The organism is Bradyrhizobium sp. BR 10289 (assembly GCF_019455385.1).
Classification (GTDB): domain Bacteria; phylum Pseudomonadota; class Alphaproteobacteria; order Rhizobiales; family Xanthobacteraceae; genus Bradyrhizobium.
Genome location: NZ_JACOFR010000002.1, coordinates 596291 through 621453, shown reverse-complemented (window position 1 = coordinate 621453; position 25163 = coordinate 596291). Strand labels below are relative to the sequence as shown.

Below are 25163 nucleotides of genomic sequence, written 5' to 3'. Positions count from 1 at the left end.
CAAGCGGGTGCCTTGACCTATCACGCGCTCACATGGCGGCTCTGCTTGGGAGCGGCCTAGTCGTGCCGCAGCATCTCATCGACCGCAGCATCGACGACGCGTGGGCCGACGATCTTTGCCTGAGCTTCGCTCGCTGCGACAGCGGGGACGCAGGCAAGCTCACCGTTGCGCGCCCGCTGTGGCAGGAGAGTCAAGCTCCAGCCCAGCACGACAAGCATCGCGAGCCGGATCGCGATCACGCTGAGCAGCAAGTCCGATCCGCTTATCGTCGCGTGAATCCTCATGCGTGCAGCCTGATGCACGCGTCTCGACAAGACAATCTGGAATTGGCGAGCGTTGGCTTCGTCTCAGCCGAAGGCTAGGACAGATGGCTGCTCAGTGCCGCAGCTGGCTCTGCCGGAAGTCGCGCGGCGACATGCCGAAATGCTCGCGGAAGACGCGGCCGAAATGCGAGAGGTCGTTGAAGCCCCAGGCGAACGCGATCTCGCTGATGTGGCGGTGCGCGAGCATGGGCGAGGCGAGATCGCGCCGGCACCGGGCCAGACGTTCGGCAAGGACATAGCGCTGGAACGAAGTATCCTCGTCGGCGAGCAGGTCGTTGACATAGCGCGCGGAGATGCCGAGTGCGGCGGCAGTCTCTGCGGGCGACAGATCAGGATCGGCAAGATGGGCGCGGATGTGGGCCTTCAGACGGTAGAGCAGGGCGGAGCGATGGGTCGAGGACGGCAGCGACGTCGTGCCGAGCCGTTCGCTCAGCGCCATCGCCAGAAGATCGACGGCCTGTTCCGATAATGCCCCCGCGTTGCCCGATGCAAGCCGGTCCGCGTTCTGGCAGAGCCGGAAGATGAAGTCATAGGCTAGCCGCTCGAGCGGGGCGTCCGCGCCGAACGACATCGCAGTCAGCGTCTCGGTGCCACCGAGCCGCCGCTGCAGCATCTCGCGCGGCACCTTGAAGATGGTCTGGGTAAAACTGTCGTTGAACTTCAGCTCGTAAGGCCGCGTGGTGTCGTAGAGCGCAAACTCGCCGGGATGGATCACGGTTTCGCGGCCGTCCTGCGCAACGCCGCCAACGCCGCGATTGCCAAGCGCGATGAGAACATAATCCTGGTCCGAACGGGCGATGCGCGAGGGCGTGCGGAATACGTGCTGGCGGTCGGAGCAGACCTCGGAGCACACCGCCTTGCCGAGCGTGGCTTGCGTGACCGAGCCGTGAAAGGCACTGCCGAGGTCGGACTTGCAGTCGAGCCCGACGAAGACGTCGCAGACGATGTCCTGCCACAGCGCCAGCCGCCGGTAGCCGGGGCTGCCGTCCGTCGTGAACTGGATTGTCATCGGCAAGCCTCCCTGTCGCATCCGGCAAAACCGCATGTGGGCGCGGATTCGGCCTCGTTGCAGGCAAATTCCGTACCCGTTGGGCGATCCTGCCCAGTCGAGTTTTTGTTCCGTCGCGGTCGAGCGCCCGGCCGCCCGGCTTGTCTCAATAGACTGCATCGGACGTGGCTTCCGATCAACCGGCAATGGAGGCGGTAATGGGCATCGAACATCCCCGATACAAGGTGGCGGTGGTGCAGGCGGCACCGGCTTGGCTCGATCTCGACGCTTCGATCGACAAGTCGATCGCGCTGATCAAGGAGGCCGCCGAGAAGGGCGCCAAGCTGATCGCGTTCCCCGAGGCTTTCATCCCCGGCTACCCCTGGCATATCTGGATGGACTCGCCGGCTTGGGCGATCGGCCGCGGCTTCGTGCAGCGCTACTTCGACAATTCGCTGTCCTATGACAGCCCGCAGGCCGAACGCCTGTGCGATGCCGTGCGCAAGGCAAAACTCACCGCCGTGATCGGCCTGTCCGAGCGTGACGGCGGCAGCCTCTATCTGGCGCAATGGCTGATCGGGCCCGACGGCGAGTCCATCGCAAAGCGCCGCAAGCTGCGGCCGACCCATGCCGAGCGCACTGTCTATGGCGAGGGCGACGGCAGCGATCTCGCCGTGCATGCGCGACCCGATATCGGCCGGCTCGGCGCGCTGTGTTGCTGGGAGCACCTCCAGCCGCTGTCGAAATACGCGATGTATGCTCAGAACGAGCAGGTCCACGTCGCGGCCTGGCCGAGCTTCTCGCTCTACGATCCGTTCGCGCCGGCGTTAGGCGCCGAGGTCAATAACGCCGCCTCGCGCGTCTATGCCGTGGAAGGCTCCTGCTTCGTGCTCGCGCCGTGCGCCACGGTATCACAGGCGATGGTCGACGAACTCTGCGACCGTCCCGACAAGCACGCGCTATTGCATGTCGGCGGCGGTTTTGCCGCGATCTACGGCCCCGACGGCAGCCAGATCGGCGACAAGCTTGCGCCGGACCAGGAGGGCTTGCTGATTGCCGACATCGATCTCGGCGCCATCGGCGTCGCCAAGAACGCGGCCGATCCCGCCGGGCACTATTCGCGGCCGGACGTGACGCGGCTACTGCTCAACAAGAAGCGATATCAGCGCGTCGAGCAGTTCGCACTGCCGGTCGACACCATCGAGCCCACGGACATCGCGGCGGCGGCAAGCTGATCGCGAGCATCGAGGGGAGGGTCTGATCATGGAATCCGCAATTCCTCAGCATCTCGAAGCGCTGCGCACGCGTCACAAGCGCGTGCCCGATGATTATCAGCCGCCATATCCGTCCTTCGTAGCGCGCTACAAGCCGGCCGTGAGCCGGGTCGTGATGGCCTATTTCGGTGTGCAGTATCGCGGTGAGGTACCACTGGCTGCGCTGACCGAGATCGCAGGACTATTGGCCAGCGAAGGCGGCCCATCGCATTGGGACCGCGCGCGCTATGTCGACCAGGCAGGCTACGCGACCATCGTCACGGTCGCCTATTGGGACGATGTCGCGCGCTTCGATGTCTGGTTCGCGGCAGCGCGCGAAGCCTGGACCGGCAAAGCACGGGAGGGCATCGGCAGCTTCATCGAGGTGCTACGTCCCACCGTGGCGCGGCATGAGACCCTGTTCTCCTCGCCCGACCGGCCCGAGGGTGTCGCCGTCATTGCGGACGGCATGAGCGGCGAAGTGCAGGAGCACGCCTATTGGGGCGGCATGCGCGACCGCATCCCGTTGTCACAGACCGATGCGATGGCGCCTGGCGGCGCGCCAGGGCTGGTCCGTGACGGCGCGCGCCTGCGCGTGAAACCGCACGACAATCTCTGCCTGATCCGCTCCGGGCAGGACTGGAGCGATACCGAGGCCTCCGAGCGAAAGCTTTATCTCGACGATGTCGAGCCGGTGCTGCGCGAGGGCATGGACTTTCTGCGCGACGATGGGCTCGCGATCGGCTGCTACGCCAACCGCTACATGCAGGTGCTCGCGGCCGATGGCACCGTCAGCGAAAAGTCCTACGGTCAGAGCTGGTGGAAGAGCCTTGCCGCGCTGGAGCGCTGGGCGGAATCGCACCCGACCCATGTCCGGATCTTTGGTGCGGCGATGAAATATCTCTCGACGCTAGGGCCGGCAGCGAAGCTGCGCCTCTATCACGAGGTCACGGTCGCAGCCGCGGACGAGCAATTCTTCGAATATCGGAACTGCCACGCGAAGACGGGCATGCTGGCGGCGGTGGAGACCATCGGCGCCTAGGCTTGTTGCCTGAGCATGATCTTGTCGGAAAACCGCGGCACACTTTTCCCGATCATGCTTTGCAATGGCCGAGCAACTCGGGATGCGCGGCGCAGATATGATGCGCGCCGGCATCGCGCAACTCGGCTTCGCTGCCATAGCCGTAGAGCACGCCGATCGCGGTCATGCCGTTGGTGCGGGCGCCGACCACGTCATGGCTGCGGTCGCCGATCATGATGGCCTTGCTCGCGTCGACCTTGGCCTCGTCGAGCGCGTAGCGGAGCAGGTCGCGCTTGTCGACGCGGGTGCCATCGAGCTCGGAGCCGAACACGCGCTCGAAATACGGCTTCAGGCCGAAATGATCGACGATGCGCGTGGCGTAGACGGAGGGCTTGCTGGTCGCCACGAACATGCGCTGGTTGGTTGCGGCAATCGTCGCCAGCGTCTCCATGATGCCGGCATAGGCCTCGTTCTCGAACAGTCCGATGTCAGCAAATCGCTCGCGATAGAGCAACAGCGCCCGGTCAGCCAGTTCCTCGCTGCCCGTGAGCTTCTTCAGGCTCGCATGCAGGGGCGGGCCGATACACCAGGTCAGCTCATCCTCGCTCGGCACGCCGAGGCTGAGCTTTCTCAGCGCGTACTGGATCGAGCGCGTAATTCCCGGCTTCGGGTTGGTCAGCGTGCCGTCGAGATCGAAATAGATGGTGGCCATCAGAGCGGAACCGCGTTGAAAGTGCCGCCCGTTGCTAATTCGCTGGGCTCTCAAGTCAAGAGCAAAGGCGTCTTCCGAGGCGTCATTGCTGCCGTGCCCATGCGACGATTGCGGCCGCATCGGTGCCGGTCTTCGCCTCCCAATCAGCGATCGTGCTTGTCGCAGCGCTGCGGAGAGATGCGATGAGGGATGGCGGGGCGGGCTCGACGATGCTGACGCCATTTTCGCGCATGCGCGCATAATTCTCAGCAGTACGGTGGGCGAGGAGGGCGAACTGGCTCTGCTCGGTCTCGGCGGCGGCCGCCATCACCTCGCGCTGCATCGGCTCGGACAGTGCGGCAAAGTCTTCGCTGCGGACGAAGGCGATGGAGATAGGCATCGCGTAGTTGATCGCCGTGAAATACGGCAGGAAGTCCCAGAGCTTTCGCCCGGCGCCACCGTCGCCGGAGGTGAGGAACGCGTTCAGCTGGTGTTCCTTCAGGCCGGCCAGCGCCTTGTCCATCGGGAGGAACTGCGCATTGGCCCCGGCCGCGCGCATCACCGCGCTGGAATTGGCGTCGTAGGCCCGCAGGTTCAGCTTTGGCAGATCGTCGGCGCCTGCAAGCGCGTGCTCCGACCACAGGCCCGTCGCCGGCCAGATCGTCAGAGAAAGCAGCTTGAGGCCGCGCGCAGCAAAGGCCTTTTCGTACAGCGGACGTGCCCTCGCGTTGATGGCGCGGGCGGCGTCCACCGATTGCACCAGGAAGGGCAGGGTGGAGAGGCCGAGCACCGGATCGAGGCCGGACAGCGCGCCGGCAAAGGCATCGCCGCCGGCGATGCGACCATCGAGCGCAGCGCGCGGCATTTCGCCCGAGTTGATCTTGAGCTCGTTGTCGAAGGCGTTAGCTACGGTCACGAAACCGTTTGTGCGCGCCGCGACGCGATCGGCGAAAGTGGAGAGGCCGATCCCGGAAATGTTGTTTTGCGGATATTCCGTGGTCATCCGCCAGTTGACTTGCGCCGCGGCGGGCGCTGCGGAGAGGACGAGGGCGGCGAGCGCAAGGAGGGCACGGATCCGTTTAGCGGGTGAGCGCATTGAGAGAAGCAGGTCAGGCAACATAATTGGCAACTCGTCGAACCATGGCACGATGCCACAATATGGCAGATCATCTTGTTGCATGCCGCGTCCACGTGCGCCACAGCGATACTTGGGCAAGGCTGCCGCGAATTGCAGCATTCGTCGGAGCCGTGCTGCTGGCTTCCGCGACAGAGGTCGCTGCGTGGGACAGCTCGCCTGCGAAAACCAACGTGGCTGTCCCGAGCGTCGAGGAGCTTGCGCATCCGCCGGAGAAGCCGGCCGATGCGCGCGAGAGCGACACGCGGGAATCGATCTGCCTGATCGTCGAGGCGGCCGCGCGCGATGCCAATCTGCCGCTGGAATTCTTCGCCCGCGTGATCTGGCAGGAAAGCCGCTTCCAGGCCGACGCCGTCGGGCCCATGACGCGCAGCGGCGAGCATGCGCAGGGGATCGCACAGTTCATGCCGGGCACCGCCAGCGAGCGCGGGCTGCTCAATCCGTTCAACCCGGTGCAGGCGCTGCCGAAGTCGGCGGAGTTCTTGAACGAGCTGCGCAACCAGTTCGGCAATCTCGGCCTTGCGGCCGCCGCGTACAATGCCGGCCCGCGCCGGGTGCAGGAATGGCTGGCCGGCACCGGCCCGATGCCGGAGCAGACCCGCAATTACGTCTATGCCATCACCGGCACGAGCGTGGACGCATGGGCCAAGGCGGGAGCGACCGGTAAGGGCCCGCCGAGTTCGCCGCCGACCAGCTGCCGCGACCTCATGGCGCTGCTCAAGCGTGCGCCGAATGCCTTCGTCGCCGAGCTCGAGCAGCACGTCGAGCTTGCCGCAGCAAAGACCTGGGGCGTGCAGCTCGCCGCCGGCTTTGATCGCAACAAGGCGCTGGCGATGTATTCCCGCGCCGTCACGCGGCTGAGCGCCGTGATCGGCGAGCGCGACCCGAGCTTGCTCTCCTCCGTGGTCCGCAGCCGCGGCTCGCATGCCTTCTATCAGGTGCGGATCGGAGCCGACACGCGCGCCGAGGCGGACGATCTCTGCAATCGCATTCGCAAGGCCGGCGGTGCTTGTTTCGTGCTGAAGAATAGAGGGGTCGCGGGCTAATGGCCCTCGCGCGCATGCCAGCCCCGCCGCGCGCTTCCTTGACGCGGAAGCCAGCATTGCCCGTTATGCAGGCGCACGATTCCTCAGCCGGCCAAAACTCCCGTGGCGCTTCCTCCGCTCGATTCCCCGCAATGGCAAAGTCCCTGGCGCGCCTTTACGTGGGGGCTGCGGTCGATCACGCAGACGATCCTCACGCTCGTCCTGTTCGCGACCTATCTCGGCATCGGCGCGCTCGCCCATGACACCCATTTCAGCCTGCTCTGGGCGCTCTGCTCGACGCTGTTCGTCTGGGCGGGCCCGGCACAGATCATCCTGATCACCACGCTCGGCTCGGGCGCCACCATCATCCAGTCGGCGATTGCGGTGACGGTCAGCGCCATCCGCCTGTTCCCAATGGTGGTGTCGGTGCTGCCGCTGATGCGCACGCCGACGACCAGGCGGCGCGAGCTATTCTTTGCAGCGCATCTGACCGCAGTGACGTTGTGGGTCGAGTGCCACCGCTTCCTGCCGCAGGTGCCGCGCGAGCGGCGGATCGCCTTCGTCAACGGGCTTGGCTTCGGCCTGGTCTCGGTGTGCCTCACCGCCAACACGGTCGGCTATTTCCTCGCGGCCAACCTGACGCAGACGTTGGGAGCGGCGATCCTGATGCTGACGCCGCTGTCGTTCCTGTTCTCGACCGCGCGCAACAGCCGGGAGGCTGCCGACGTCGTCGCGCTGGCGCTCGGCGTGCTGCTCTATCCGATCGCGGCGAAGATGAACTCCGGCCTCGACATCCTCGTCAGCGGGCTCGTCGCCGGCACGATCGCCTATGGCGTGCATTGGTGGCGGGAGGTGCGCGCATGAGCTACGCGCAGCTCATCGGCGACTGGCAGGCGCTGGTCGTGCTGTTCGTCGCCGGCGTTGTTCCGAACCAGATATGGCGCATGCTGGGCTTGTGGTTCGGTGGCGGCATTGACGAGGGCTCGGAGCTGCTGGTCTGGGTGAGGGCGGTTGCCACCGCGATTCTGGCCGGCGTCATCGCCCAGATCGTGGTCCAGCCGCCGGGTGCGCTGGCGAGCGTGCCGGATGCCCTGCGCTACGGCGCGGTCGCCGCCGGGCTCATTGTCTTCCTCTCGACCCGGCGCTCGATTTTCGCCGGCGTTGTCAGCGGCGAACTGTTCATGCTGGCCGGCAAGTGGTGGTTGGGCTAAAACCGCCTCCGAACAGCCAGGGAACAGAAATATGGTTCGCGAAAACGAGCTCCGCGAAGGCGAGATCGCCATTGAGCTGCCGTCCACTGGGGATGCCAGCCTCGTCTTCATCGGCCGCATCCGCACGCCCTGGAGCTCGCGGCTCGAGACGCCGCGGCAGGGGCGTCAGGACGGCCCGATCTGCCGGCTCGAGATCTTCGAGCCGTTCGTGCCGGCCATCAAGGGCGTCGATTTCTACAGCAATCTCGAAGTGCTCTATTGGCTCGACAGGTCGCGCCGCGACATCGTGCTGCAAAGCCCGAAGAACAACGAGAAAACCCGCGGCACTTTCTCGCTGCGCTCGCCGGTGCGGCCGAACCCGATCGGCACCTCGATCGTCAAGCTGGTCGGCATCGAGGGCAATGCCATCCTGGTGCGCGGCCTCGACTGCATCGACAACACGCCGCTGATCGACATCAAGCCGGATCGTTGCGAGTTCACGCCGTTGGCCGCGCCGCAGGCAGGTGATTTTCAGATGGAGTAGTCCGTCATTCCGGGCTCGCAACGTTGTCGCGCCCCGGAATGACGGTCAGGCCTTCAACGCCGCGATCAGCTTGGTCGCGTTCTCTTCCAGCACCTTGACGTCTTCCTTGCGGCTGGCGGGCGGCAGCATGGCGACGCCGTCGTGGCGCGGCATCACGTGCATGTGGAGGTGAAACACCACCTGTCCGCCGGCGGCCTCGTTGAACTGCTGCACGGTGATGCCGTCGGCGTTGAAGGCCTTCATTGCGGCTATGGCGATCTTCTTCGCACCGCGCGCGACATGGGCGTAATCGTCCGGCGAGATGTCGAGGATGTTGCGGGCGGGGGCCTTCGGGATCACCAGCGTGTGGCCGGGGACGCGCGGCATGATGTCGAGGAAGGCGAAGACGTGCTCGTCCTCATAGACCTTGTGGCAGGGCAGCTCGCCGCGCAGGATTTTTGCGAAGATGTTGTTGGTGTCGTAGGCGGTCATGGCGGCGGCTCCCAGGTACTTTGAGCTTCAAATTTTGCGCTTACTGTCACCAGCCGCGGTGAACCGTCAAGGCGCCTCGTCGATGCCTTTGCGGAACGGGCCGAGCTCGGCGAGCTCGCGTCCGGCTTCGGCGACATAGGCGCGCTCGCGTTTGAGGTAATCGTCAATGGCACGGCGCAGGCCGGGGTCGGCGATGAAATGGGCGGAATGCGTCGTCCGGGGCAGGTAGCCGCGCGCGATCTTGTGCTCGCCTTGCGCGCCGGCCTCGACATGTTTCAGGCCGTGTTTAATGGCGAAATCGATCGCCTGATAGTAGCAGACCTCGAAGTGCAGGAAGGGATGGTGCTCGACCGCGCCCCAGTTGCGGCCGAACAGCGTATCCGAGCCGATGAAGTTGATGGCGCCGGCGATCCAGCGGTCGTTACGGCGAGCCATCACCAGCAGCACGTCCTTCGCCATTGTCTCGCCGATCAGTGAGAAGAATTCGCGCGTGAGGTACGGCCGGCCCCATTTGCGCGAGCCGGTCTCCATGTAGAATTCGAAGAAGGCATCCCAGGCGTCTTCGGTGATGTCGTTGCCCGTGAGCCAGTGGATGGTGATGCCGGGGGCGAGCGCGTCGCGCCGCTCGCGCTTGATCGATTTGCGGTGGCGCGAGTTCAGCGTCCCGAGGAAGTCGTCGAAGGTCGCAAAGCCTTCGTTGCGCCAGTGGAACTGCTGGTCGGTGCGCTGGAGGAAGCCGTGCTGGGCGAGCAGCTTCCACTCGGCCTCGCGGGCAAAGGTCACGTGCACAGAGGAGGCCTTGCTGACGCCGCACAGCGCGATGAGGCCACTTGCCAGCGCCTCCGTGATGCGCTCGCGGTCGACGCCGTCACGGACCAGCAGCCGCGGCCCGGTGGCGGGGGTGAAGGGAACCGACACCTGGAGCTTTGGATAGTACCGCCCGCCGGCGCGCTCATAGGCGTCCGCCCAGCCGCGGTCGAAGACGTACTCGCCCTGGCTGTGGGATTTCAGATAGCAGGGCACCACGCCGGCGACGCGGCCGTCGAGCTTGGCGACGAGGTGCCGCGGCCCCCAGCCGGTGCGGATCGTCGCCGAACCCGATGTCTCGACGGCCGAGAGAAAGGCGTGGGAGACGAACGGGTTATAGGCGGGCTTTAAGAGGCCGAGAGAATCGCCTGGAGGGACAGATGAGGATCCCGCACTATACCCGTTGCAAGCGCTACCGGGATTGGCGCAGGCGTCCCAATCCGCAGGCGAGATTTCGCCAATGGACGGGACGGCCTCGAGCGTAATGTCGGATGATGCCATTGCGCCCAAGATCGTGCATTGCAGCAGCGACTTCAAGGGGGGCGGGAACGCAGGTCTCGTGCCCCGGACGCAGCGCGTCCGGGGCACGGAGCCCTACGGCACGAACCCCTCGAAGATCATCTGATCGGCATATTGCCCCACCCGCGTCCGCTGCTCGGGCGTGCGGACGGTCCAGCCGAGCAGGGCGCAGCCGAAGACGTTGCGGGCGATCCAGGGGGCAGGCGCCGGGAGGTGGTCGACCTTGAAGGCGACGAAATGCGGCTGGGTCTGGAAGCCGTGGCGCAGGTACAGCATGCTGTCGCGCTGCGCCTCTGTCAGGTAAGCCCAGTACTCGTCCTCATAGCTCCGCTGCGCGACGATGCCGCGCGGGCGCTCCGGCAACAGCTCGCGCAGCGCCAGCACCTGGTCGGGATCGAAGGACATGCCGACGGCGCGGCCCTGATAGGACGACAGCACCTCGGCCATCCGCTTCACCAGCCTGCGGTCGCCGTCAAAATGGCTCTTCACCTCGATCACCAGCGGCACCCGGCCGGCGACCATAGCGCAGAGGTCGGACAGCGACATCATCCGCTCGCCGGTGTCCTTGAACTTGACCGCCTTCAGCTCCGCAGCTGTTTTAGCCACGACCGGGCCGGCCGCTTCGGTGAGGCGGCCGAGCGCATGGTCGTGATGCACCATGGCCTCGCCGTCGGACGAGAGCTGGATGTCGACCTCGATCGAGAAATTGCCTGATATCGCAGCCTGCACCGCGCCCGGCATGTTCTCGACGATGCCACGGGAGATGTCATGCAGGCCGCGATGGGCGACCGGCCGGGCTGTCAGCCAATCCGGAGCGCGCATGCGCCTCAGGCGACCTCGAACACGCCGTCGACCTCGACCGCGGCATCGCCGGGCAGCGAGGCGACGCCGACGGTGGTGCGGGCGTGGCGGCCCTTGTCACCGAAAGCGGCGACCATCAGGTCGGAAGCGCCGTTGAGCACCTTCGGCCCCTCCAGGAAGTCCGGCGCCGAGTTGATGAAGCCGCCGAGGCGCACCACGCGGGTGACCTTGTCGAGGTCGCCGAGCGCGGCCTTGACCTGGGCCAGCAAATTGACGGCGCAGCCACGCGCGGCCGCGGTACCGTCTTCGAGCGAGACGCCGGCGCCAAGCTTGCCCTTGGCGATCAGCTTGCCGGAGGGGTCGTAGCAAACCTGGCCGGAGACGAACAGCAGATTGCCGGTGCGCACGAACGGCACGTAATTGGCCACGGGGGTGGGGGCCTCGTGCAGCTTGATGCCCTGCTCCGCCAGCTTCTGTTCGACCGTGCCCGCCATGTCCGACCTCGTTGTCAAAAATTCATCCGCTCCGGCCGTGGCGGCCAGGCGGGACCTGTTTCGCCCATCGTGCCGCCACATGCAAGCAACCGGAGGGGGATGCATTTTTCCGAGCCAGGGCAGGAGGTTCAACGCGCCGGCCGCAACTTTACGTGAAACCGCCTCAGTTGCGACGTAATGGAACGGTCATTAAAATGCCGAATCTGCGCTTTCCCCAGGGACCAGACATGCAGCACCTTTTTCGGACTTCGTTCGGTGTGATCGCGCTCGCAGCGGCCGCTGCCGGCCCGGGCAGCCTGGCGCAAGCCGCCAACGGTCCTTTCCTGGCGCATCAGGCGCTCTATGACCTCAGCCTCGTCAAATCGCGCTCCAATTCGATCAACAGCGCGCGCGGCCGCATCCTCTACAATTTCACCGGCAGTTCGTGCGAGGGCTACACCTCCGAATTCCGCCAGGTGTCGGAGCTCGACAGCGGCGAGGGCAAGATCACGCTGAGCGACCTCCGCTCCAATTCCTGGGAAGACGCGGCGGGAAAGAGCTACCGCTTCAAGATCGAGACGCGGATGAACGAGGCCGATGCCGGCCGGGTCGACGGCTCGGCGGAGCGCGACGGCGACCACATCAACGTCAAGCTGAAGCTGCCGGCGCCGAAGAGCTTTACGCTGGACGGCAAGATCGTGTTCCCGACCGAGCAGATCCAGCGCATCATTGCCGCCGCCAAGGAGGGCAAGTCGCTGCTCGAGCTCTCCGTCTATGACGGCTCCGACGACGGCCAGAAGGTCTACAACACGCTGACCGTGATCGGCCAGCCGATCCCCGACGACCGCACCGCCTCGCCCGATGCCTCGACCTCGGACGAGCACATGAAGTCGCTGAAGCGCTGGCCCGTCACCGTCAGCTATTTCGACCGCGAGTCGCAGCAGAAGGAAGGCGAGCAGACGCCGGTCTACGCGATGGCGTTCGAGCTCTACGAAAACGGCGTCTCGCGCCAGCTCGTGCTCGATTACAACGATTTCGTGATTTCGGGCGCGATGGGCAAGTTCGACGTCAAGGACAGCAAGCCCTGCAATTGAGCGTCGAGGCTGGCCCTCGACACTGTCTTTCGCTACGCTCGCTCCCAACCACAAACTCCGGGAGCCAGCCCATGCCCAAGCTCGATCATCTCCGTCCCAGCGGTCTGCACCACAATCCCGCTTATTCCCACGTCGTCACAGCCTCGGGCGCGCGGACGATCTACATCTCCGGCCAGGTCTCGGTGGACGAGGAAGGGCGCATCGTCGGCGAGGGCGATCTCGCCGCGCAGACCACGCAGGTGATGCAGAATCTCGGTCACGCGCTGAAGGCGGCCGGCGCCACCTACGCCAACATCGTCAAGATCACGACCTTCGTGGTCGGCTACAAGCCGGAGCTGCGCCCGATCATCGGCAAGGCCCGCTCGGCCTTCTTCGAAGGCATGGAGCCGCCGGCCTCGACCCTCGTCGGCGTCTCCGCGCTCGCCGCGCCGGAATGGCTGATCGAGATCGAGGCGATCGCGGTTGCGGATTGAGGTCGAAAGGCCGCGCATCCGCAAAAACTCGAAAACAACCCCATGCACAGTAGAGGCGCGATCGCGACGGTCGCGCCATTTCGTATTTTTAGAAATTTCACTTGACGCGTCGGGCAAAACAGTGGCATTATGCGATCGTGGCCATCTGACAATGCCAACGGCCAATCGGGAGGCTGCGCGACGGTGCATTCTGGCGCGCTCGTTGATCAGCCATCGCGTTTTCAAAGGTTTACCAGGGTAGCTGCTTGTTGAAGCGATCAACGTAGCGCAAGCCAGTTCGGCCCCGATTGGACTCAATCATGTCGACGACGAGCGGAATGCTCTCCTCGATCGAGAGGAGCGCATCGCCGCCGCCCATCTCGGTTCGCACCCAGCCGGGAGCGACGAGGAGCAACGCATGTCCATCGCTCGGATGCTTGGCGGCATAGCCCTTCATGAGCATGTTGAGGGCAGCCTTGCTGGAGGAATAGAGTTGCCAGGAGCCGGTGGCGTTCTCGATGCTGCCGAGCTCGGAGCTCATGATCGCGATCGTGCCACCCGCAGGCACCAGATCTCGCAACAACTCGACAGCCCGAACCGGTGAGAACGCATTTGTCAACATCATGTCGAGAAAGTCTCTTTCGCTTGCGCTGGCCGGGCTCTCGGGGACCACGCGCGCGATCCCGGCGTTCACGAACAGAACGTCAACACTGTGCCCATCGAGCCGCTTTCGAAGCGCGCGGATCGTCTCGACCTGGTTGATCTCCATCGTTTCGATATCGAGCTTGCCGGGAAACCGGTTCGAGAGCTTCGCAAGGTCGCTCGAGCTGGTGCGAACGGTCGCAATCACGTGCCATCCACGTGTCAGCCATTCCTCCGCAAGGGCGAGGCCGAGGCCGCGAGAGGCCCCCAGAACCAGAGCAGTTTGTTGAGCCATGATGATCTTCCGAGTTGATTTTGGAGGCTAGAAGGAAAGCTTGCCGATCGACGCGCCGCCATCGACATGGATGGTTTGGCCGGTGATGAAGCCCGCAGCATCGGACAACAGGAACGCGATGGTTGCGGCGATCTCGTCAGGCTGGCCAAATCGTCCCATCGGAACGCTGGCAAGGTAGCGGCGCTCCCCGTCGCTTCCGGGAGCATTGTTGGCGCGGAACAGCTCCGTCTCGGTTGGTCCAGGAGCGACCGCATTGACAGTGATACCGGTGCGCGCCAGCTCGAGCGCCCAGCTCCGGCTGAAGCTCACCAGAGCAGCTTTTGCGGCTGCGTAGGCGGTGCGTTCGACCGCGCCGAGGACGGTCAGGCTGGAGATGTTGACGATCCGTCCCCAGGCTCGCTCTGTCATACCTGGCAGGAGCGCCTGGACGGCCTGAAGTGCCGGGTGCAGATTAAGCCTCATCACGTCCTCAAGCGCGGTCAGATCGACGGCGCCGAGCCGCTGCGGACGAACCAGCCCGACATTGTTGACGACCCCATCGACGCGGAAGCGTTTCAAAATACTGTCGAGCGCTTCGCCGGTCGCCTTTGCGTCGGCGAGCTCGACAGGAAGAAGCGTGCCGGGAAAATCCGGTGCCGCATTGCGCGCAAAGCCGATGACTTGATGACCATTCTGGCTGAGGCGATGGGCCAGAGCCAAGCCGATACCCCTGCTGGCGCCGGTGATGAGGAAGGTGCGAGACATGGAACACTCCGCAGAGAGGCGGGCCGCGATGAAGCAGCGGCGTTATGTCAGTGCGAGACCGCGACAGCGCGCCGGATCAACGGCAGCATGTCCTCAGGCTCCGGGCGCCGGGTGTAGTCCGGATTGACCTCGGCGTAGAGGATCGTCCCATCCTGTCCGATCACGTAACGCGCGGGCATAGGCAGCGTCCAGCTCTGGTCGCCATTGAATGCCGGGAGATCGTTCTTGAGGCTCTTGTAGAGGTCGACGAGATAGTCCGGCAGCGCATAACGAACGCCAAACGCAGCTGCCACATCATTGTGAGGATCCGACAGTATCGGATAGCCAAGAGCGTTTTGGCGCACGGATTTGCGGCTGTTGGTCGCGCTCTGCGGCGAGATCGCGACGAGACTCGCGCCGAGCTTGTCGAACTCGGACAAAGCGGCCTGGAGCGCCTGCAGCTCCATGTTGCAATACGGGCACCACACGCCGCGATAGAAGCTGACCACCAAAGGCCCCCTGGCAAGCAGGTCCGCCGAAGAAACGGGCCGACCATCGGGGTCATTCAAGGTGAAGGCCGGCGCCCTGTCGCCCGCCTTGAGTGCGTGGCCGGCGGCGCCGCTGGCAACCAGCTCGGCTGTCGCGCGCAGCATCGTTTCGATCACAGATCGCGGCACGTTGTAGGGCGGCTTGCCGGCTTGAAACTCGGCTTTGAATGCGTCGAGCCTGGCTTGAAGAGACATCGTTCTGCTCCCTGGAGCTTGGAATTCGGGCAGTCGTGCCCGGTGGTGAGGAAGTGCGCGCCTTGCAATCCGTTCGCTGATGTGCCGCGAGAATGCATCCCTTCCGCTCGACAGGGCAGCAGGCTTCGAGCGATAACGATCATTCCCAGGAGGAATGATGGTGGACAGATTTCAAGCGATGGCAACGTTCGTGCGCGTGGTCGAGACGGGCTCGTTCTCGGCTGCCGCACGCCAGCTCAATGTCGGGCAACCCGCGGTTTCGAAGACCATTGCGCAGCTCGAAAGCCGGCTTCAGGTCAGCCTCCTGCTCCGCACGACGCATGGATTGAGCCCGACGGAGGCCGGGCTTCGCTTTTATGAACGGGCCAAGGCCGCCATCCAGGAGGCCGACGAGGCCGAGCTCGCCGCGCGAGGGGCCGGCGCAGGGCTCACCGGCTGCCTGCGTGTCTCGGCCGCAACAACCTTTGCGCGGCTCCATATCGTACCGCTGCTGCCGCGTTTTCTCGCCCAGCATCCAGAGCTTGAGATCGATGTCATCCTCGACGATCGCATCATCGACCTGGTCGCCGAAGGTATCGATGTGTCGCTGCGAATGGGCGAGCTGGCCGATTCCTCGGCCATCGCGCGCAAGCTGGCGACGGGGGGCCGCTCGGTATTGGCGACGCCCGATTACCTCGCCCGCGCAGGCCAGCCTAACAGCCCGGCCGATCTCGGGGCCCACGAGGCGGTGATCTATAGCCAGCTTCCCAACGTCTGGTCGTTCACCCGGGATGGCGCGGCGGCATCGGTATCGGTGCGAGGGCGCGTCAGGGTGAGCGCAGCCGAGGGCCTGAGGGCCGCGGTGCTTGCCAATATGGGGCTGACCATTGCGTCCGACTGGATGTTCGCTCCTGAATTGGCTAGTGGCACAGTGCAACGCGTCCTGAAGGATTGGGAATTGCCGCCGCTCGACCTCTGGGCCGTGTTTCCCGCAGGTCGCATGGCCAGTGCCAAGGCGCGCGAGTTCGCCACTTTCGTGGAGCGGGCGATGACGCCTCCCTATTCCCAACAAGCATAAGACTTATTGCCTCGTGCCGTCGTCCATCTCGGGCAACAACCGCGTAGCTGATCCCCACGCCGCCGCTTCCGGACGGCCCTTAATCGAGGATCAGTACAATGGCCAAATTCGACACCTATCGCGACGCTTTCCCGAACGTCCGCCTGATGCGCAAGGATAACGGCGTACTGGAAGTCGTGCTGCACACCGATGGTGGCAAGCTGGTATTCAACGGTCACACCCACGAGCAGTTCGTGGATCTGTTCCATCAGATCGGAGAGGACCGGGAGAATCGGGTCGTTATCCTGACCGGTTCGGGCGACGCCTTCATGGATGCGATCAATCCCGAGGGCTTCGATTTCTTTACGCCCGAGGGTTACGACAAGATCCTGCGCGAGGGTCGCAAGGTGCTCTCCAACATCCTCGACATCGAGGTGCCGATGATCACCGCCTTGAACGGCCCGGTGCTGCTCCACAGCGAATACGCTCTCCTGACCGATATCGTTCTCGCGACACCCGACACGGTATTCCAGGACAAACCGCACTTCGAGTTCGGCATCGTGCCTGGAGACGGCGTACACATCCTTTGGCCGCATGTGATCGGATCGATCCGCGGTCGGTACTTCCTGCTGACCCGGCAGGTGCTCGACGCCGAGACGGCGAAGAACTACGGCGCCGTGAATGAAATCGTGCCAGCCGACCGTCTGCTCGCCCGTGCCCACGAGATCGCCGACGGGATCGCCGCGCTGCCGCCGCTGACAGGCCGGTATACGCGCATTGCTCTCACCCAGCAGCTCCGTCGCCTGATCGACGAGGGAACAGGATATGGGCTCGCTCTCGAGGGTATCAGCGCCGCTGCGGTTGCGCGCAGCATGGCCGTACAAAGCTGAAGCGGTCGACGTTTGGATTGCATGTCCGAACGCCCGACGGCAGAGCTGACTGCTAAGCGTTCATTCGGGGCGCGCTGTGCAATCTCGTCGCCAGATCATTCCCGCTCCGCCTTCTCCGGCCCGTCATAGGCAATGCCGCGGATCACCGCGGCGCTGCCGAATTTCTTGCGCAAAGTGTCGACCGCGCGCTCGGCGCGGTCTCCGGCTAAGCTCTCTCCCAACCATAAACTCCGGCAGGCAAGCACCATGCCCAAGCTCGATCATCTCCGCCCCTGCGGCCTGCACCACAATCCTGCTTATTTCCACGTTGTGACCGCCACCGGCGCGCGGACGATCTACACCTCCGGCCAGGTGTCGGTGGACGAGGAGGGACGCATCGTCGGCGAGGGCGATCTCGCCCCGCAGACCACGCAGGTGATGCAGAATCTCGGTCGCGCGCTGAAGGCGGCCGGCGCCACCTACGCCAACATCGTCAAGGTCACGACCTTCGTGGTCGGCTACAAGCCGGAGCTGCGCCCGATCATCGGCAAGGCCCGCTCGGCCTTCTTCGAAGGCATGGAGCCCCCGGCCTCGACCCTGGTCGGCGTCTCCGCGCTCGCCGCGTCGGAATGGCTGATCGAGATCGAGGCGGTGGTTGTCGATCACCGTCATGAGCTGTCTCCTTGAATCGAAGCCAGCCGTCTCGCTACAGGCTAGAGCATGCTCTGGGAGGCGGCGAGGCGGCGGGCGCTATCCGTCTGTCAGCAGAGCTATCTTGCTCACATGAGTTTTGCCGAATTGATCCGAAGCAGACCTTCCATTGCGCCGATCCTCAAGACCCGCTCGGAAAATTCCGTGCTGCTCGCCGCACCAAGCCTACGAAATTGCGAACGACCGGCGACGGTTCGCCGCGGCGCGACGCGAGGTTCAACACCGCTTTCGGTTGACCGCCGCCTTTGATCGGCCGGTACGCGACACCGTCCATTGTCATACGCTGCATGCACGCCGGAACCAGTGAGATCCCGAGCCCGACGGCGACCAGGCTCAGCGCCGATATAATTCGAGGCGCTTCCTGGCCAAGACGAGGGGTGAACCCCGCCTTCATGCAGGCCGTCATCGTCGCCTCATAAAACGCTGGCCCAAGCTGGCGCGCGTAGATAATGAATGTCTGGTCGGCAAGGTCCTTCAATGCAAGAGCCCCGCGGCCACGATCGCCCCGCGCCAGCGCGTGATCGCTCGGCAAGGCGACCACCATTGGCTCTACCAGCAACGGATTGACGACGAGCTTCTGCGATTCGACGGGGGCGCGCAGAAAGGCAACGTCCATCTGCCCATCGCTCAGGCGCTGGAGCGCCTCCTGGCCGAGGCACTCATCGAGCGTTAGCGAGACCAGCGGGTAGGCCGTACGAAACGCCCGAATGATGGACGGCACAAAAGGATGAAACGGTGTGGTCGGAACAATGCCCACGCAGAGGCGGCCCTGCTCGCCGCGCGCCGCGCTGCGCGTGGCTTCGAACGCGCCGTCGTACTGCGCAAGCGTCGCCCGCGCTCGATCGAGGAATACCTGGCCGGCTTCGGTCAGTTCGACGCCGCGGGCCTTGCGCCGAAACAGCTGAACATCCAGCTCGGCTTCGATCGCCTTGATACGTTGGCTAAGCGGCGGCTGCTGCATACCGAGCCGCTCGGCTGCCCGCGTAATATGCCCTTCTTCGGCGACGGCAACAAAATGCCGGAGATGTCGTAGCTCCATTACCATATCGCTTTCGATATGATTTTTGCTCGACACATATAATAGCTGAACTTTTACCCGAGCGATAGACAGGCTTGTCCGATCGAGGAGAAGGGTCATGAAGCCATCGCGTCGGCAATTTCTGCAACTGACCGCAGGCTCGATTGCCGCGTCCGCGTCGTCGTCCTTTGCGATTGCGGAGAGCTATCCAGCCCGGCCGGTGCGTCTGCTGGTGCCATACGCGCCCGCCGGCCCAGCCGACATCCTCGCCCGCCTTGCCGCCCAGAAGCTCTCCGAGCAGCTCGGAAACCAGTTCTATGTCGAGAATGTCGGCGGTGCCGGGGGCAACATCGGAATGGGTCAAGGCGCGCGGGCCACGGCCGACGGCTACACCGTTCTCGTCGTACCGCCGAACATCGTCGTCAATCCGGCGATGTATGACAAGGTGCCGTACGATCCCTACAAGGATTTCGCGCCGGTGACGGTGGCGGTGAGTGCGCCCACGGTGGTGACAATCCATCCTTCGCTGGCGGCCAGGAATCTGAGCGAGTTGGTCGCGCTTATCAAGGCGGGCGGCACGAAATACAGCTTCGCGTCACCCGGCACCGGCACGCCGCCACATCTCATCGGCGAGCTGTTTCGCCTGTCGTTGGGGCTCGACCTTGTGCATGTCCCTTTCAACAGCGCGGGCCAGGCGGTTGGCTCGACGTTGGCGGGTCAGACGCCGATCGCGTTCACGTCATTACCGCCCGCGGTACCGCATATCCACGAAGGAAAACTGCGTGCGCTCGCCGTCACCAGCCAAACGCGATCGTCGGCGCTGCCCGAAGTGCCTGATACGGCCGAAGCCGGATACCCACAGATTCAGGGGGAGGGCTGGTTTGCGTTTGTCGTTCCGGCCGGGACGCCCAACGAGGTCATCGCGCTGCTCAACCGCGAGATCACTCGCGCCATGACGCTCCCCGACATCAAGGAGAAAATGGCAGCCCTTGGGTTCACGGTGGTCGGTACCACACCGGAGGACTCCGCGAAGCTGTTTCGCACCGAAAGTGCGAAATGGTCCAAGGTCATCCGCGATGCCGCCATCAAGGCAAATTGACACGCTCGGCCGGAGGATATCGTGATGCGCGATCGTGTGCATGTTGTGGGCATCATGGCAGCCGGCGGGGCTCCACCGGTGGCGCGATTTAAGGATGGCATGCGCGAGCGCGGCCTGGTCGAGGGCGAAAACGTCGTGTTCCACGAGCGGATCGCCCATGGTGACTCGACAAGACTCGCTGGATTCGCTCAGGACATGGCTCGCCTCCGCGTCGATTTGATTGCGGCGGTCGGAGCGGTGACCGCGCGCGCAGCAAGAGCTGCTTCGGCCAAGATTCCGATTGTCTATTCGGTAGTCGTGGAGCCCGCCGGTGACGACCTTGCGAGTCCTTCGGGCGATCCCCTCCGGAACATGACCGGCGTCACGACCTTTGACGTCGGCCAAGCGGCGGCTCAGATCGCGCTGCTGCGCTCGGTCAAGCCGGACCTTGCGAGGATCGCCTATCTGTCCGACGCAGCCGTCTCCGATTGTCTTCGCAGTGCCAGCATGCGCGCCGCGCAGGAAGCCGGTCTACGCGCAATCGACGTGCGTGTCGGCGGGGCTGAGCCTGATCTGCAGATGGCTTTCGCCAGGATGCGGGAATATGGCACGCAGGCGCTTGTTGCGCTGGAAAACCCGATCATCGGCGTGCACGCCGCCCAGATTGCCGAGCGTGCTCTGTCGCAAAATCTACCGGCCCTGCTGGCGCTGGACCAGGCCGGGGCAGGCGGCCTTCTGAGCTACGGAACCTCGCTCGGGCAAGCCGCCCATCGCATGGCGTGGCAAGTGAGCCGGCTCCTTGACGGCGATACTGCAACCGAGCTGCCGATCGAGACCCTGCGCTGCCCCGACCTTGTGGTGGACATGCGTCCTGCGCGCCGCCTGGGCCTGACGGTACCGCCTGAAGTTCTGCGTCGGGCGGGCCGAGTGATTCAGTAGCTTGTAGGGTCTGTGCAATCTGCGCATGGTCCTTGCGATCACGGGGGACGTCTGTTTTCCGCCGCTGTGGGGGGAGCAGACATCGGACGATCAGTTGCTCTTGAGGACACAGCCTCGGCTCAATTCGGCCCGCTCATATTTTGTAACAGAACCATTGCTTCATCGGCCCTGTCGTGAGGCACGAAGAGGTGATCGTGATGAAAAGCTGACACGGCGTTGACACTGATGCCGGCTGCGGCGAGACGCGCGGTGATGGCCGCCAGGAATCCCACGGCATCAAGTGCGGAGTGGACCGTCAGCGTGATCAGGCACGAGGGGAATGCATGGTCAAATCCTGCCGCTTCGGCTTCTTCACGCAGAACCACGAGCGTCGTTCCTTCCTGCTCGCGGAATGTCAGCAGTGGATTGAGGGCTGCCGGAATGCGGGCATCGGCGGCGATGGTGCAGAACACGAAGGTGCCCGGCTGCATCTGCGGTTTCATCTGTTTCAGCAGTGCATCGAGGTCGCGTTCGCCTGTCACGGTCAATCCCTGTTATTTCTTACGGCGCCTCCCGTCATCCTGAGGTGCCGGAGGCCTCGAAGGATGAACGGCCCGACTGACAGCTCGGCCGTGCATCCTTCGAGGCTCGCAAGGCTCGCACCTCAGGATGACGGATTGGGGACTTTCGTCGCAGCCAGATTACTCCCGCTCGGCTTTCTCCGGCCCGTCATAGGCGATGCCGCGGATCACGGCCGCGTTGCCGAACTTCTTGCGCAGGCTGTCGACCGCGCGTTCGGCGTGGGCGGCGCGGCGGTCGAGCATGTCGGTGTCGTCGGAGGCCGAGCCCTCGCGCAGCGCGCTGACGCCGGCGCCCATCAGGCGGAAGGCGGTGCCGTCGATTTCCTTGGCGAGCATCTCGCGGCAGATCGAGAAGATCTTTGCGGCAAGCTGCGTCGGCGCTGCGATCGATTGCGAGCGGGTGCGCTGGCGGAAATCGGCGGTCTTCAGCTTAAGTGTGACGGTGCAGCCGGCGAGCTCGCTGCTCTTGAGGCGCGACGACGTCTTCTCGCACAGCCGCCAAAGAATCTTCTCCAGCGTCGCGAAGTCGCGGATGTCGGTCTCGAAGGTGGTTTCGCTGGAAATGGTCTTGGCGCCGCGGTCCGGCTCAACGCGGCGGTCATCGATGCCGCGGGCGAGCCGCCACAGCCGGCGGCCATCGCTCGGAAACTGCCGCATCAGCTCGATCTCGTCGGCCTTTTGCAGGTCGGCGATGATGCGAAAGCCGCGCTGCATGAGGCGCTCCTGCGTCGCAGGGCCGACGCCGAAGATGAAGCCGACCGGCCTCGAAGCCAGCATCTCGCGCGCTTCCTCTTGATCAAGCGCGGCGAAGCCGCGCGGCTTGTCGAGGTCGGAGGCGATTTTTGCAAGGAACTTGTTGCAGGACAGGCCGACCGAGACGGTGATGCCGACGTCGCGCTCGACGTCGCGGGCAAAGCGCGCAAGCACTTTGGCCGGGATCATGCCGTGCACCCGCTCGGTGCCGGAGAGATCCAGAAAGGCCTCGTCGATCGAGAGCGGCTCGACCAGCGGCGTGAGCGCCTGCATCGCCTGGCGCACCTCGCGGCCGACGCGGACGTACTTGGCCATGTCTGGGCGGATCACGGTGGCGTGCGGGCAGGCTTCGAGCGCCTTGAACATTGGCATCGCCGAGCGGACGCCGTAGGTGCGGGCGATATAGCAGGCGGCCGACACCACGCCGCGCTTGCCGCCGCCGATGATGACGGGCTTGTCGGCGATCTCAGGATTGTCGCGCTTCTCGACCGTCGCGTAGAAGGCGTCGCAGTCGATATGGGCGATGGTCAGGCTTGCCAGCGCCCGGTGGCGGACGAGGCGAGGGGAACCGCAGGCCGAGCAACGCCGCAAACCCGTGTCCAGATCGGCCAGACAATCCCGGCAGAAGCAGCGGGGCCCGGCCGCATCTGGAATGGTCACGGCACGTCGCGCTCCCAGGAGGGGTCGCCGAGCGCGTCGCCCAGCACCTGCCGCGCTGCGGCAATATTGGTCGGATGCAGCTCCACGGCCTTGGCAAAGGCCTTCACGGTGGCGTCATCGCGCAGCACGAAATCGAGCACGTTGAGGAGGAAATTCGGGTCCGAGGCGGCGTTCCGCAGGGTCTCCGGGCCGACCCCTGTCTCGGCCAGGAACAGGCCCAGCCGTTCGGGCTCGCCCGCGACGAAGGACAGCGCCTGAATCGCAACGATTTCAGCGACTTCGCGGGGGTTGTGAACAGGCTTTTTCAAGGGGTCGGTTTGCCTTTCCGTTAACTTTCGGTGTCTACTTTGAAACCATCATGCCCGAGTCTCCGTCTTGAGTCTTGCGACCCCGGGGCAAGCAACTGGAAACCACATCGCAGAAAGTGGCCCCTTGGGTTTAACGAAACTCAAGCGAATTCGAGGCTAGTTTGAATCCAGTTTTCGAAGCGCCGGAAAGCGGCGCCTGAGGCGTCAGATGCATCGGTCGTCAGGACCAACAGGAGGGCGGGATGGCTAAGACCGTCCTGATCGTGGAAGACAACGAGCTCAACATGAAGCTCTTCCGCGACCTGTTGGAGGCGCACGGCTACCAGACCTCCGGCACCAGCAATGGATATGAGGCGCTCGACCTCGTTCGCAAGATGCGGCCCGACCTCGTGCTGATGGATATCCAGCTGCCGCAGGTCTCGGGTCTCGAAGTCACGCGCTGGATCAAGGACGATCCGGAGCTGCGTGCCATTCCCGTCGTCGCGGTCACGGCGTTCGCGATGAAGGGCGACGAAGAGCGCATCCGCGAGGGCGGCTGCGAGGCCTATTTGTCCAAGCCGATCTCGGTCGGCAAATTCATTGAGACGGTCCGGCGTTTTATCGGATAGGAAGTGAGTTCACAGTGTCCGCGCGTATCCTGGTTGTCGATGACGTTCCTGCCAACGTCAAACTCCTCGAAGCCCGCCTGTCAGCCGAATATTTCGACGTGATGACGGCCTCGAACGGCACCGAGGCGCTGGCGCTCGCCCGCCGCGCCGAGTGCGACATCATCCTGCTCGACGTGATGATGCCCGACATGGACGGCTTCGAGATCTGCCGCCGCCTCAAGACCGATCCGGCGACGCATCACATTCCCGTCGTCATGGTCACCGCGCTCGACAGCCCGGCCGACCGCAACCGCGGGCTGGAGGCGGGCGCCGACGACTTCCTGACAAAACCCGTCTCCGACGTCGTGCTGATCGCGCGCGTGCGCTCGCTGACGCGGCTGAAGATGATGACCGATGAGCTGCGCATGCGCGCCATCACCTCGCTCGAGATCGGCATGCAGGCGCCCGAGCGCAGCGCCGTCGCCGACACCGGCAAGGGTGGTCGCATCCTGCTGGTCGACGACCGCGAGTCCTCCTATGAGCGACTGGCGACGATCCTCGCCGCCGAGCACACCATCGACGTCGAGCCGAACCCGACCGAAGCGCTGTTTCACGCCGCCGAGGGCAATTACGACCTCTTGATCGTCTCGCTCGACCTCAACAATTTCGACGGCCTCAGGCTCTGCAGCCAGGCGCGCTCGCTGGAGCGCACGCGCCACGTGCCGATCCTCGCCATCGCCGACCCCGAGAACTCGACGCGGCTGCTTCGTGGGCTCGAGATCGGCGTCAACGACTATCTCTTGCGCCCGATCGACAAGACCGAGCTCCTGGCGCGCGCCCGCACCCAGATTCGCCGCCGCCGCTACACCGATCATCTGCGCGACAACGTGCAGAACTCGATCGAGATGGCGATCACCGACGCGCTCACCGGCCTGCACAATCGCCGCTACATGGAGAGCCATCTGGCGACGCTCGCCGAGCAGGCCTCCACGCGCGGCAAGCCGCTGGCGCTAATGATCCTGGACATCGACTATTTCAAGTCGATCAACGACAATTACGGCCATGACGCCGGCGACGACGTGCTGCGCGAATTCGCGGTGCGCGTGCGCAAATCGATCCGCGGCATCGATCTCGCCTGCCGTTACGGCGGCGAGGAGTTCGTCATCGTGATGCCGGAGACAGATCTGCACGTCGCCGGCATGGTCGCCGAGCGCCTGCGCCGCTCGATCGCGGGCGAGGCCTTTGCCGTCCACAAGGGCAGCAAGCGAATCGAGGTCACGATCTCGATCGGCCTGACCACGCTGGAGCAGAAGGGCGAGGCCGTTGCCGACGTCCTCAAGCGCGCCGACACCGCGCTCTATCGCGCCAAGCACGACGGCCGCAACCGGGTGGTGTCGCACGCGGCGTGATAGTCGTGTGCAGTCGCTAGCGCCATAAACTCCGCTGTCATTCCC

At 64.5% G+C, this 25163-nt stretch carries 31 protein-coding genes; 15 read left to right on the top strand and 16 right to left on the bottom strand.

The window, feature by feature from the left end; genetic code table 11:
* Positions 1-56: 56 nt before the first annotated feature.
* Both HYH08_RS06530 and HYH08_RS06525 read right to left on the bottom strand, forming a co-directional pair.
* A complete protein-coding gene (locus HYH08_RS06530; protein WP_228747560.1) occupies positions 57-251 on the bottom strand; it encodes a hypothetical protein in 195 nt (64 codons plus the stop codon).
* A gap of 124 nt (positions 252-375) precedes the next feature.
* Positions 376-1332: an AraC-like ligand-binding domain-containing protein gene (locus tag HYH08_RS06525; protein WP_220008892.1), complete on the bottom strand. Its 957-nt coding sequence runs from the start codon at positions 1330-1332 to the stop codon at positions 376-378.
* Positions 1333-1529: 197 nt separating this feature from the next.
* On the opposite strand from HYH08_RS06525, the gene HYH08_RS06520 reads away from it, so the two are divergent.
* Both HYH08_RS06520 and HYH08_RS06515 read left to right on the top strand, forming a co-directional pair.
* Positions 1530-2546 (top strand): carbon-nitrogen hydrolase family protein, encoded by a 1017-nt coding sequence (locus tag HYH08_RS06520; protein WP_220008891.1) that lies wholly within the window; start codon positions 1530-1532, stop codon positions 2544-2546.
* Positions 2547-2574: 28 nt separating this feature from the next.
* Positions 2575-3606 carry a phenylacetaldoxime dehydratase family protein gene (locus tag HYH08_RS06515; protein WP_220008890.1) on the top strand — a complete coding sequence of 344 codons (1032 nt, stop codon included), beginning with the start codon at positions 2575-2577 and terminating at the stop codon, positions 3604-3606.
* Positions 3607-3658: 52 nt separating this feature from the next.
* Here the strand turns inward: HYH08_RS06515 and HYH08_RS06510 are convergent, their stop codons facing one another.
* Both HYH08_RS06510 and HYH08_RS06505 read right to left on the bottom strand, forming a co-directional pair.
* The gene (locus HYH08_RS06510; protein WP_220008889.1) at positions 3659-4297 is read right to left on the bottom strand and encodes an HAD family hydrolase; all 639 of its coding nucleotides are present in this window, start codon (positions 4295-4297) and stop codon (positions 3659-3661) included.
* An 82-nt stretch (positions 4298-4379) separates the two neighbouring features.
* Positions 4380-5396 carry a TRAP transporter substrate-binding protein gene (locus tag HYH08_RS06505; protein WP_220008955.1) on the bottom strand — a complete coding sequence of 339 codons (1017 nt, stop codon included), beginning with the start codon at positions 5394-5396 and terminating at the stop codon, positions 4380-4382.
* A gap of 20 nt (positions 5397-5416) precedes the next feature.
* On the opposite strand from HYH08_RS06505, the gene HYH08_RS06500 reads away from it, so the two are divergent.
* From HYH08_RS06500 to tsaA, 4 genes are all read left to right on the top strand, one after another.
* Entirely contained in the window at positions 5417-6457 is a 1041-nt protein-coding gene (locus HYH08_RS06500; RefSeq protein WP_228747556.1) for a lytic transglycosylase domain-containing protein, read from the top strand.
* A 102-nt stretch (positions 6458-6559) separates the two neighbouring features.
* Positions 6560-7300 (top strand): AzlC family ABC transporter permease, encoded by a 741-nt coding sequence (locus tag HYH08_RS06495; protein WP_220008888.1) that lies wholly within the window; start codon positions 6560-6562, stop codon positions 7298-7300.
* Complete coding sequence (locus HYH08_RS06490) at positions 7297-7647, top strand: AzlD domain-containing protein (RefSeq protein WP_220008887.1); 351 nt, start codon at positions 7297-7299, stop codon at positions 7645-7647. Before HYH08_RS06495 ends, HYH08_RS06490 begins: the two co-directional genes overlap by 4 nt.
* A 31-nt stretch (positions 7648-7678) precedes the next feature.
* Positions 7679-8170 (top strand): tRNA (N6-threonylcarbamoyladenosine(37)-N6)-methyltransferase TrmO, encoded by a 492-nt coding sequence (gene tsaA, locus HYH08_RS06485; RefSeq protein ID WP_220008886.1) that lies wholly within the window; start codon positions 7679-7681, stop codon positions 8168-8170.
* 45 nt (positions 8171-8215) lie between these two features.
* Here tsaA and HYH08_RS06480 read toward each other — a convergent pair whose 3' ends face one another.
* The 4 genes from HYH08_RS06480 to HYH08_RS06465 form a co-directional block, all read right to left on the bottom strand.
* Positions 8216-8641 (bottom strand): HIT family protein, encoded by a 426-nt coding sequence (locus HYH08_RS06480; protein ID WP_220008885.1) that lies wholly within the window; start codon positions 8639-8641, stop codon positions 8216-8218.
* Between the two features lie 66 nt (positions 8642-8707).
* Positions 8708-9949: a GNAT family N-acetyltransferase gene (locus tag HYH08_RS06475; RefSeq protein ID WP_220008884.1), complete on the bottom strand. Its 1242-nt coding sequence runs from the start codon at positions 9947-9949 to the stop codon at positions 8708-8710.
* Between the two features lie 93 nt (positions 9950-10042).
* Entirely contained in the window at positions 10043-10789 is a 747-nt protein-coding gene (locus HYH08_RS06470; protein ID WP_220008883.1) for a glycerophosphodiester phosphodiesterase, read from the bottom strand.
* A gap of 5 nt (positions 10790-10794) precedes the next feature.
* Positions 10795-11262, bottom strand: a complete 468-nt coding sequence (locus tag HYH08_RS06465; RefSeq protein ID WP_220008882.1) for a RidA family protein — start codon at positions 11260-11262, stop codon at positions 10795-10797.
* 227 nt (positions 11263-11489) lie between these two features.
* Here HYH08_RS06465 and HYH08_RS06460 point away from each other — a divergent pair, with 227 nt between their 5' ends.
* Together HYH08_RS06460 and HYH08_RS06455 are read left to right on the top strand one after the other, a co-directional pair.
* Positions 11490-12335, top strand: coding sequence for a cell envelope integrity EipB family protein (locus tag HYH08_RS06460; RefSeq protein ID WP_220008881.1), 846 nt, complete (start codon positions 11490-11492; stop codon positions 12333-12335).
* 71 nt (positions 12336-12406) lie between these two features.
* Positions 12407-12808, top strand: coding sequence for a RidA family protein (locus tag HYH08_RS06455; RefSeq protein WP_220008880.1), 402 nt, complete (start codon positions 12407-12409; stop codon positions 12806-12808).
* A 229-nt stretch (positions 12809-13037) separates the two neighbouring features.
* On the opposite strand, the gene HYH08_RS06450 is transcribed toward HYH08_RS06455, so the two are convergent.
* From HYH08_RS06450 to HYH08_RS06440, 3 genes are read right to left on the bottom strand one after another with little or no spacing between them, the layout of a single operon-like run.
* The gene (locus HYH08_RS06450; protein WP_220008879.1) at positions 13038-13724 is read right to left on the bottom strand and encodes an SDR family NAD(P)-dependent oxidoreductase; all 687 of its coding nucleotides are present in this window, start codon (positions 13722-13724) and stop codon (positions 13038-13040) included.
* Between the two features lie 27 nt (positions 13725-13751).
* The gene (locus tag HYH08_RS06445) at positions 13752-14468 is read right to left on the bottom strand and encodes an SDR family oxidoreductase (RefSeq protein ID WP_220008878.1); all 717 of its coding nucleotides are present in this window, start codon (positions 14466-14468) and stop codon (positions 13752-13754) included.
* A 47-nt stretch (positions 14469-14515) separates the two neighbouring features.
* On the bottom strand, positions 14516-15190 hold the full coding sequence (locus HYH08_RS06440) for a peroxiredoxin-like family protein (protein WP_220008877.1): 675 nt from the start codon (positions 15188-15190) through the stop codon (positions 14516-14518).
* A 160-nt stretch (positions 15191-15350) separates the two neighbouring features.
* On the opposite strand from HYH08_RS06440, the gene HYH08_RS06435 reads away from it, so the two are divergent.
* Both HYH08_RS06435 and HYH08_RS06430 read left to right on the top strand, forming a co-directional pair.
* Complete coding sequence (locus HYH08_RS06435; RefSeq protein ID WP_220008954.1) at positions 15351-16247, top strand: LysR family transcriptional regulator; 897 nt, start codon at positions 15351-15353, stop codon at positions 16245-16247.
* A 98-nt stretch (positions 16248-16345) separates the two neighbouring features.
* Entirely contained in the window at positions 16346-17116 is a 771-nt protein-coding gene (locus tag HYH08_RS06430; protein WP_220008876.1) for an enoyl-CoA hydratase/isomerase family protein, read from the top strand.
* 95 nt (positions 17117-17211) lie between these two features.
* Here HYH08_RS06430 and HYH08_RS37660 read toward each other — a convergent pair whose 3' ends face one another.
* Entirely contained in the window at positions 17212-17337 is a 126-nt protein-coding gene (locus HYH08_RS37660; protein ID WP_283844102.1) for a hypothetical protein, read from the bottom strand.
* A 25-nt stretch (positions 17338-17362) separates the two neighbouring features.
* Between HYH08_RS37660 and HYH08_RS06425 the strand changes: the two genes are divergently transcribed.
* Entirely contained in the window at positions 17363-17782 is a 420-nt protein-coding gene (locus HYH08_RS06425; protein WP_220008875.1) for a RidA family protein, read from the top strand.
* Positions 17783-17927: 145 nt separating this feature from the next.
* Here HYH08_RS06425 and HYH08_RS06420 read toward each other — a convergent pair whose 3' ends face one another.
* On the bottom strand, positions 17928-18944 hold the full coding sequence (locus HYH08_RS06420) for a LysR family transcriptional regulator (protein WP_220008874.1): 1017 nt from the start codon (positions 18942-18944) through the stop codon (positions 17928-17930).
* 100 nt (positions 18945-19044) lie between these two features.
* Between HYH08_RS06420 and HYH08_RS06415 the strand changes: the two genes are divergently transcribed.
* Together HYH08_RS06415 and HYH08_RS06410 are read left to right on the top strand one after the other, a co-directional pair.
* The gene (locus HYH08_RS06415) at positions 19045-19923 is read left to right on the top strand and encodes a tripartite tricarboxylate transporter substrate-binding protein (RefSeq protein ID WP_220008873.1); all 879 of its coding nucleotides are present in this window, start codon (positions 19045-19047) and stop codon (positions 19921-19923) included.
* 24 nt (positions 19924-19947) lie between these two features.
* A complete protein-coding gene (locus HYH08_RS06410; protein ID WP_220008872.1) occupies positions 19948-20841 on the top strand; it encodes an ABC transporter substrate-binding protein in 894 nt (297 codons plus the stop codon).
* A gap of 119 nt (positions 20842-20960) precedes the next feature.
* Here HYH08_RS06410 and HYH08_RS06405 read toward each other — a convergent pair whose 3' ends face one another.
* The 3 genes from HYH08_RS06405 to HYH08_RS06395 form a co-directional block, all read right to left on the bottom strand.
* On the bottom strand, positions 20961-21362 hold the full coding sequence (locus tag HYH08_RS06405) for an ACT domain-containing protein (RefSeq protein ID WP_220008871.1): 402 nt from the start codon (positions 21360-21362) through the stop codon (positions 20961-20963).
* A gap of 159 nt (positions 21363-21521) precedes the next feature.
* Complete coding sequence (locus tag HYH08_RS06400; RefSeq protein ID WP_220008870.1) at positions 21522-22814, bottom strand: DNA polymerase IV; 1293 nt, start codon at positions 22812-22814, stop codon at positions 21522-21524.
* Complete coding sequence (locus HYH08_RS06395; protein ID WP_220008869.1) at positions 22811-23122, bottom strand: DUF3572 domain-containing protein; 312 nt, start codon at positions 23120-23122, stop codon at positions 22811-22813. The genes HYH08_RS06400 and HYH08_RS06395 overlap by 4 nt, the downstream gene beginning before the upstream one ends.
* 242 nt (positions 23123-23364) lie before the next feature.
* Between HYH08_RS06395 and HYH08_RS06390 the strand changes: the two genes are divergently transcribed.
* Entirely contained in the window at positions 23365-23730 is a 366-nt protein-coding gene (locus HYH08_RS06390) for a response regulator (RefSeq protein WP_008566616.1), read from the top strand.
* A gap of 14 nt (positions 23731-23744) precedes the next feature.
* Complete coding sequence (locus HYH08_RS06385; protein WP_220008868.1) at positions 23745-25118, top strand: PleD family two-component system response regulator; 1374 nt, start codon at positions 23745-23747, stop codon at positions 25116-25118.
* The last annotated feature ends 45 nt before the right edge of the window (positions 25119-25163 follow it).

What these genes read in the sequence shown, in the direction of transcription:
- HYH08_RS06505 (WP_220008955.1), bottom strand. Translation starts at nt 5,396, where the DNA reads ATGTTGCCTGACCTGCTTCTCTCAATGCGCTCACCCGCTAAACGGATC.
- HYH08_RS06455 (WP_220008880.1), top strand. Translation starts at nt 12,407, where the DNA reads ATGCCCAAGCTCGATCATCTCCGTCCCAGCGGTCTGCACCACAATCCC.
- HYH08_RS06510 (WP_220008889.1), bottom strand. Translation starts at nt 4,297, where the DNA reads ATGGCCACCATCTATTTCGATCTCGACGGCACGCTGACCAACCCGAAG.
- HYH08_RS06480 (WP_220008885.1), bottom strand. Translation starts at nt 8,641, where the DNA reads ATGACCGCCTACGACACCAACAACATCTTCGCAAAAATCCTGCGCGGC.
- HYH08_RS06465 (WP_220008882.1), bottom strand. Translation starts at nt 11,262, where the DNA reads ATGGCGGGCACGGTCGAACAGAAGCTGGCGGAGCAGGGCATCAAGCTG.
- HYH08_RS06500 (WP_228747556.1), top strand. Translation starts at nt 5,417, where the DNA reads ATGGCACGATGCCACAATATGGCAGATCATCTTGTTGCATGCCGCGTC.
- HYH08_RS06490 (WP_220008887.1), top strand. Translation starts at nt 7,297, where the DNA reads ATGAGCTACGCGCAGCTCATCGGCGACTGGCAGGCGCTGGTCGTGCTG.
- tsaA (WP_220008886.1), top strand. Translation starts at nt 7,679, where the DNA reads ATGGTTCGCGAAAACGAGCTCCGCGAAGGCGAGATCGCCATTGAGCTG.
- HYH08_RS06515 (WP_220008890.1), top strand. Translation starts at nt 2,575, where the DNA reads ATGGAATCCGCAATTCCTCAGCATCTCGAAGCGCTGCGCACGCGTCAC.
- HYH08_RS06450 (WP_220008879.1), bottom strand. Translation starts at nt 13,724, where the DNA reads ATGGCTCAACAAACTGCTCTGGTTCTGGGGGCCTCTCGCGGCCTCGGC.
- HYH08_RS06420 (WP_220008874.1), bottom strand. Translation starts at nt 18,944, where the DNA reads ATGACCCTTCTCCTCGATCGGACAAGCCTGTCTATCGCTCGGGTAAAA.
- HYH08_RS06425 (WP_220008875.1), top strand. Translation starts at nt 17,363, where the DNA reads ATGCCCAAGCTCGATCATCTCCGCCCCTGCGGCCTGCACCACAATCCT.
- HYH08_RS06525 (WP_220008892.1), bottom strand. Translation starts at nt 1,332, where the DNA reads ATGACAATCCAGTTCACGACGGACGGCAGCCCCGGCTACCGGCGGCTG.
- HYH08_RS06520 (WP_220008891.1), top strand. Translation starts at nt 1,530, where the DNA reads ATGGGCATCGAACATCCCCGATACAAGGTGGCGGTGGTGCAGGCGGCA.
- HYH08_RS06430 (WP_220008876.1), top strand. Translation starts at nt 16,346, where the DNA reads ATGGCCAAATTCGACACCTATCGCGACGCTTTCCCGAACGTCCGCCTG.
- HYH08_RS06445 (WP_220008878.1), bottom strand. Translation starts at nt 14,468, where the DNA reads ATGTCTCGCACCTTCCTCATCACCGGCGCCAGCAGGGGTATCGGCTTG.
- HYH08_RS06460 (WP_220008881.1), top strand. Translation starts at nt 11,490, where the DNA reads ATGCAGCACCTTTTTCGGACTTCGTTCGGTGTGATCGCGCTCGCAGCG.
- HYH08_RS06410 (WP_220008872.1), top strand. Translation starts at nt 19,948, where the DNA reads ATGCGCGATCGTGTGCATGTTGTGGGCATCATGGCAGCCGGCGGGGCT.
- HYH08_RS06475 (WP_220008884.1), bottom strand. Translation starts at nt 9,949, where the DNA reads ATGGCATCATCCGACATTACGCTCGAGGCCGTCCCGTCCATTGGCGAA.
- HYH08_RS06470 (WP_220008883.1), bottom strand. Translation starts at nt 10,789, where the DNA reads ATGCGCGCTCCGGATTGGCTGACAGCCCGGCCGGTCGCCCATCGCGGC.
- HYH08_RS06440 (WP_220008877.1), bottom strand. Translation starts at nt 15,190, where the DNA reads ATGTCTCTTCAAGCCAGGCTCGACGCATTCAAAGCCGAGTTTCAAGCC.
- HYH08_RS06390 (WP_008566616.1), top strand. Translation starts at nt 23,365, where the DNA reads ATGGCTAAGACCGTCCTGATCGTGGAAGACAACGAGCTCAACATGAAG.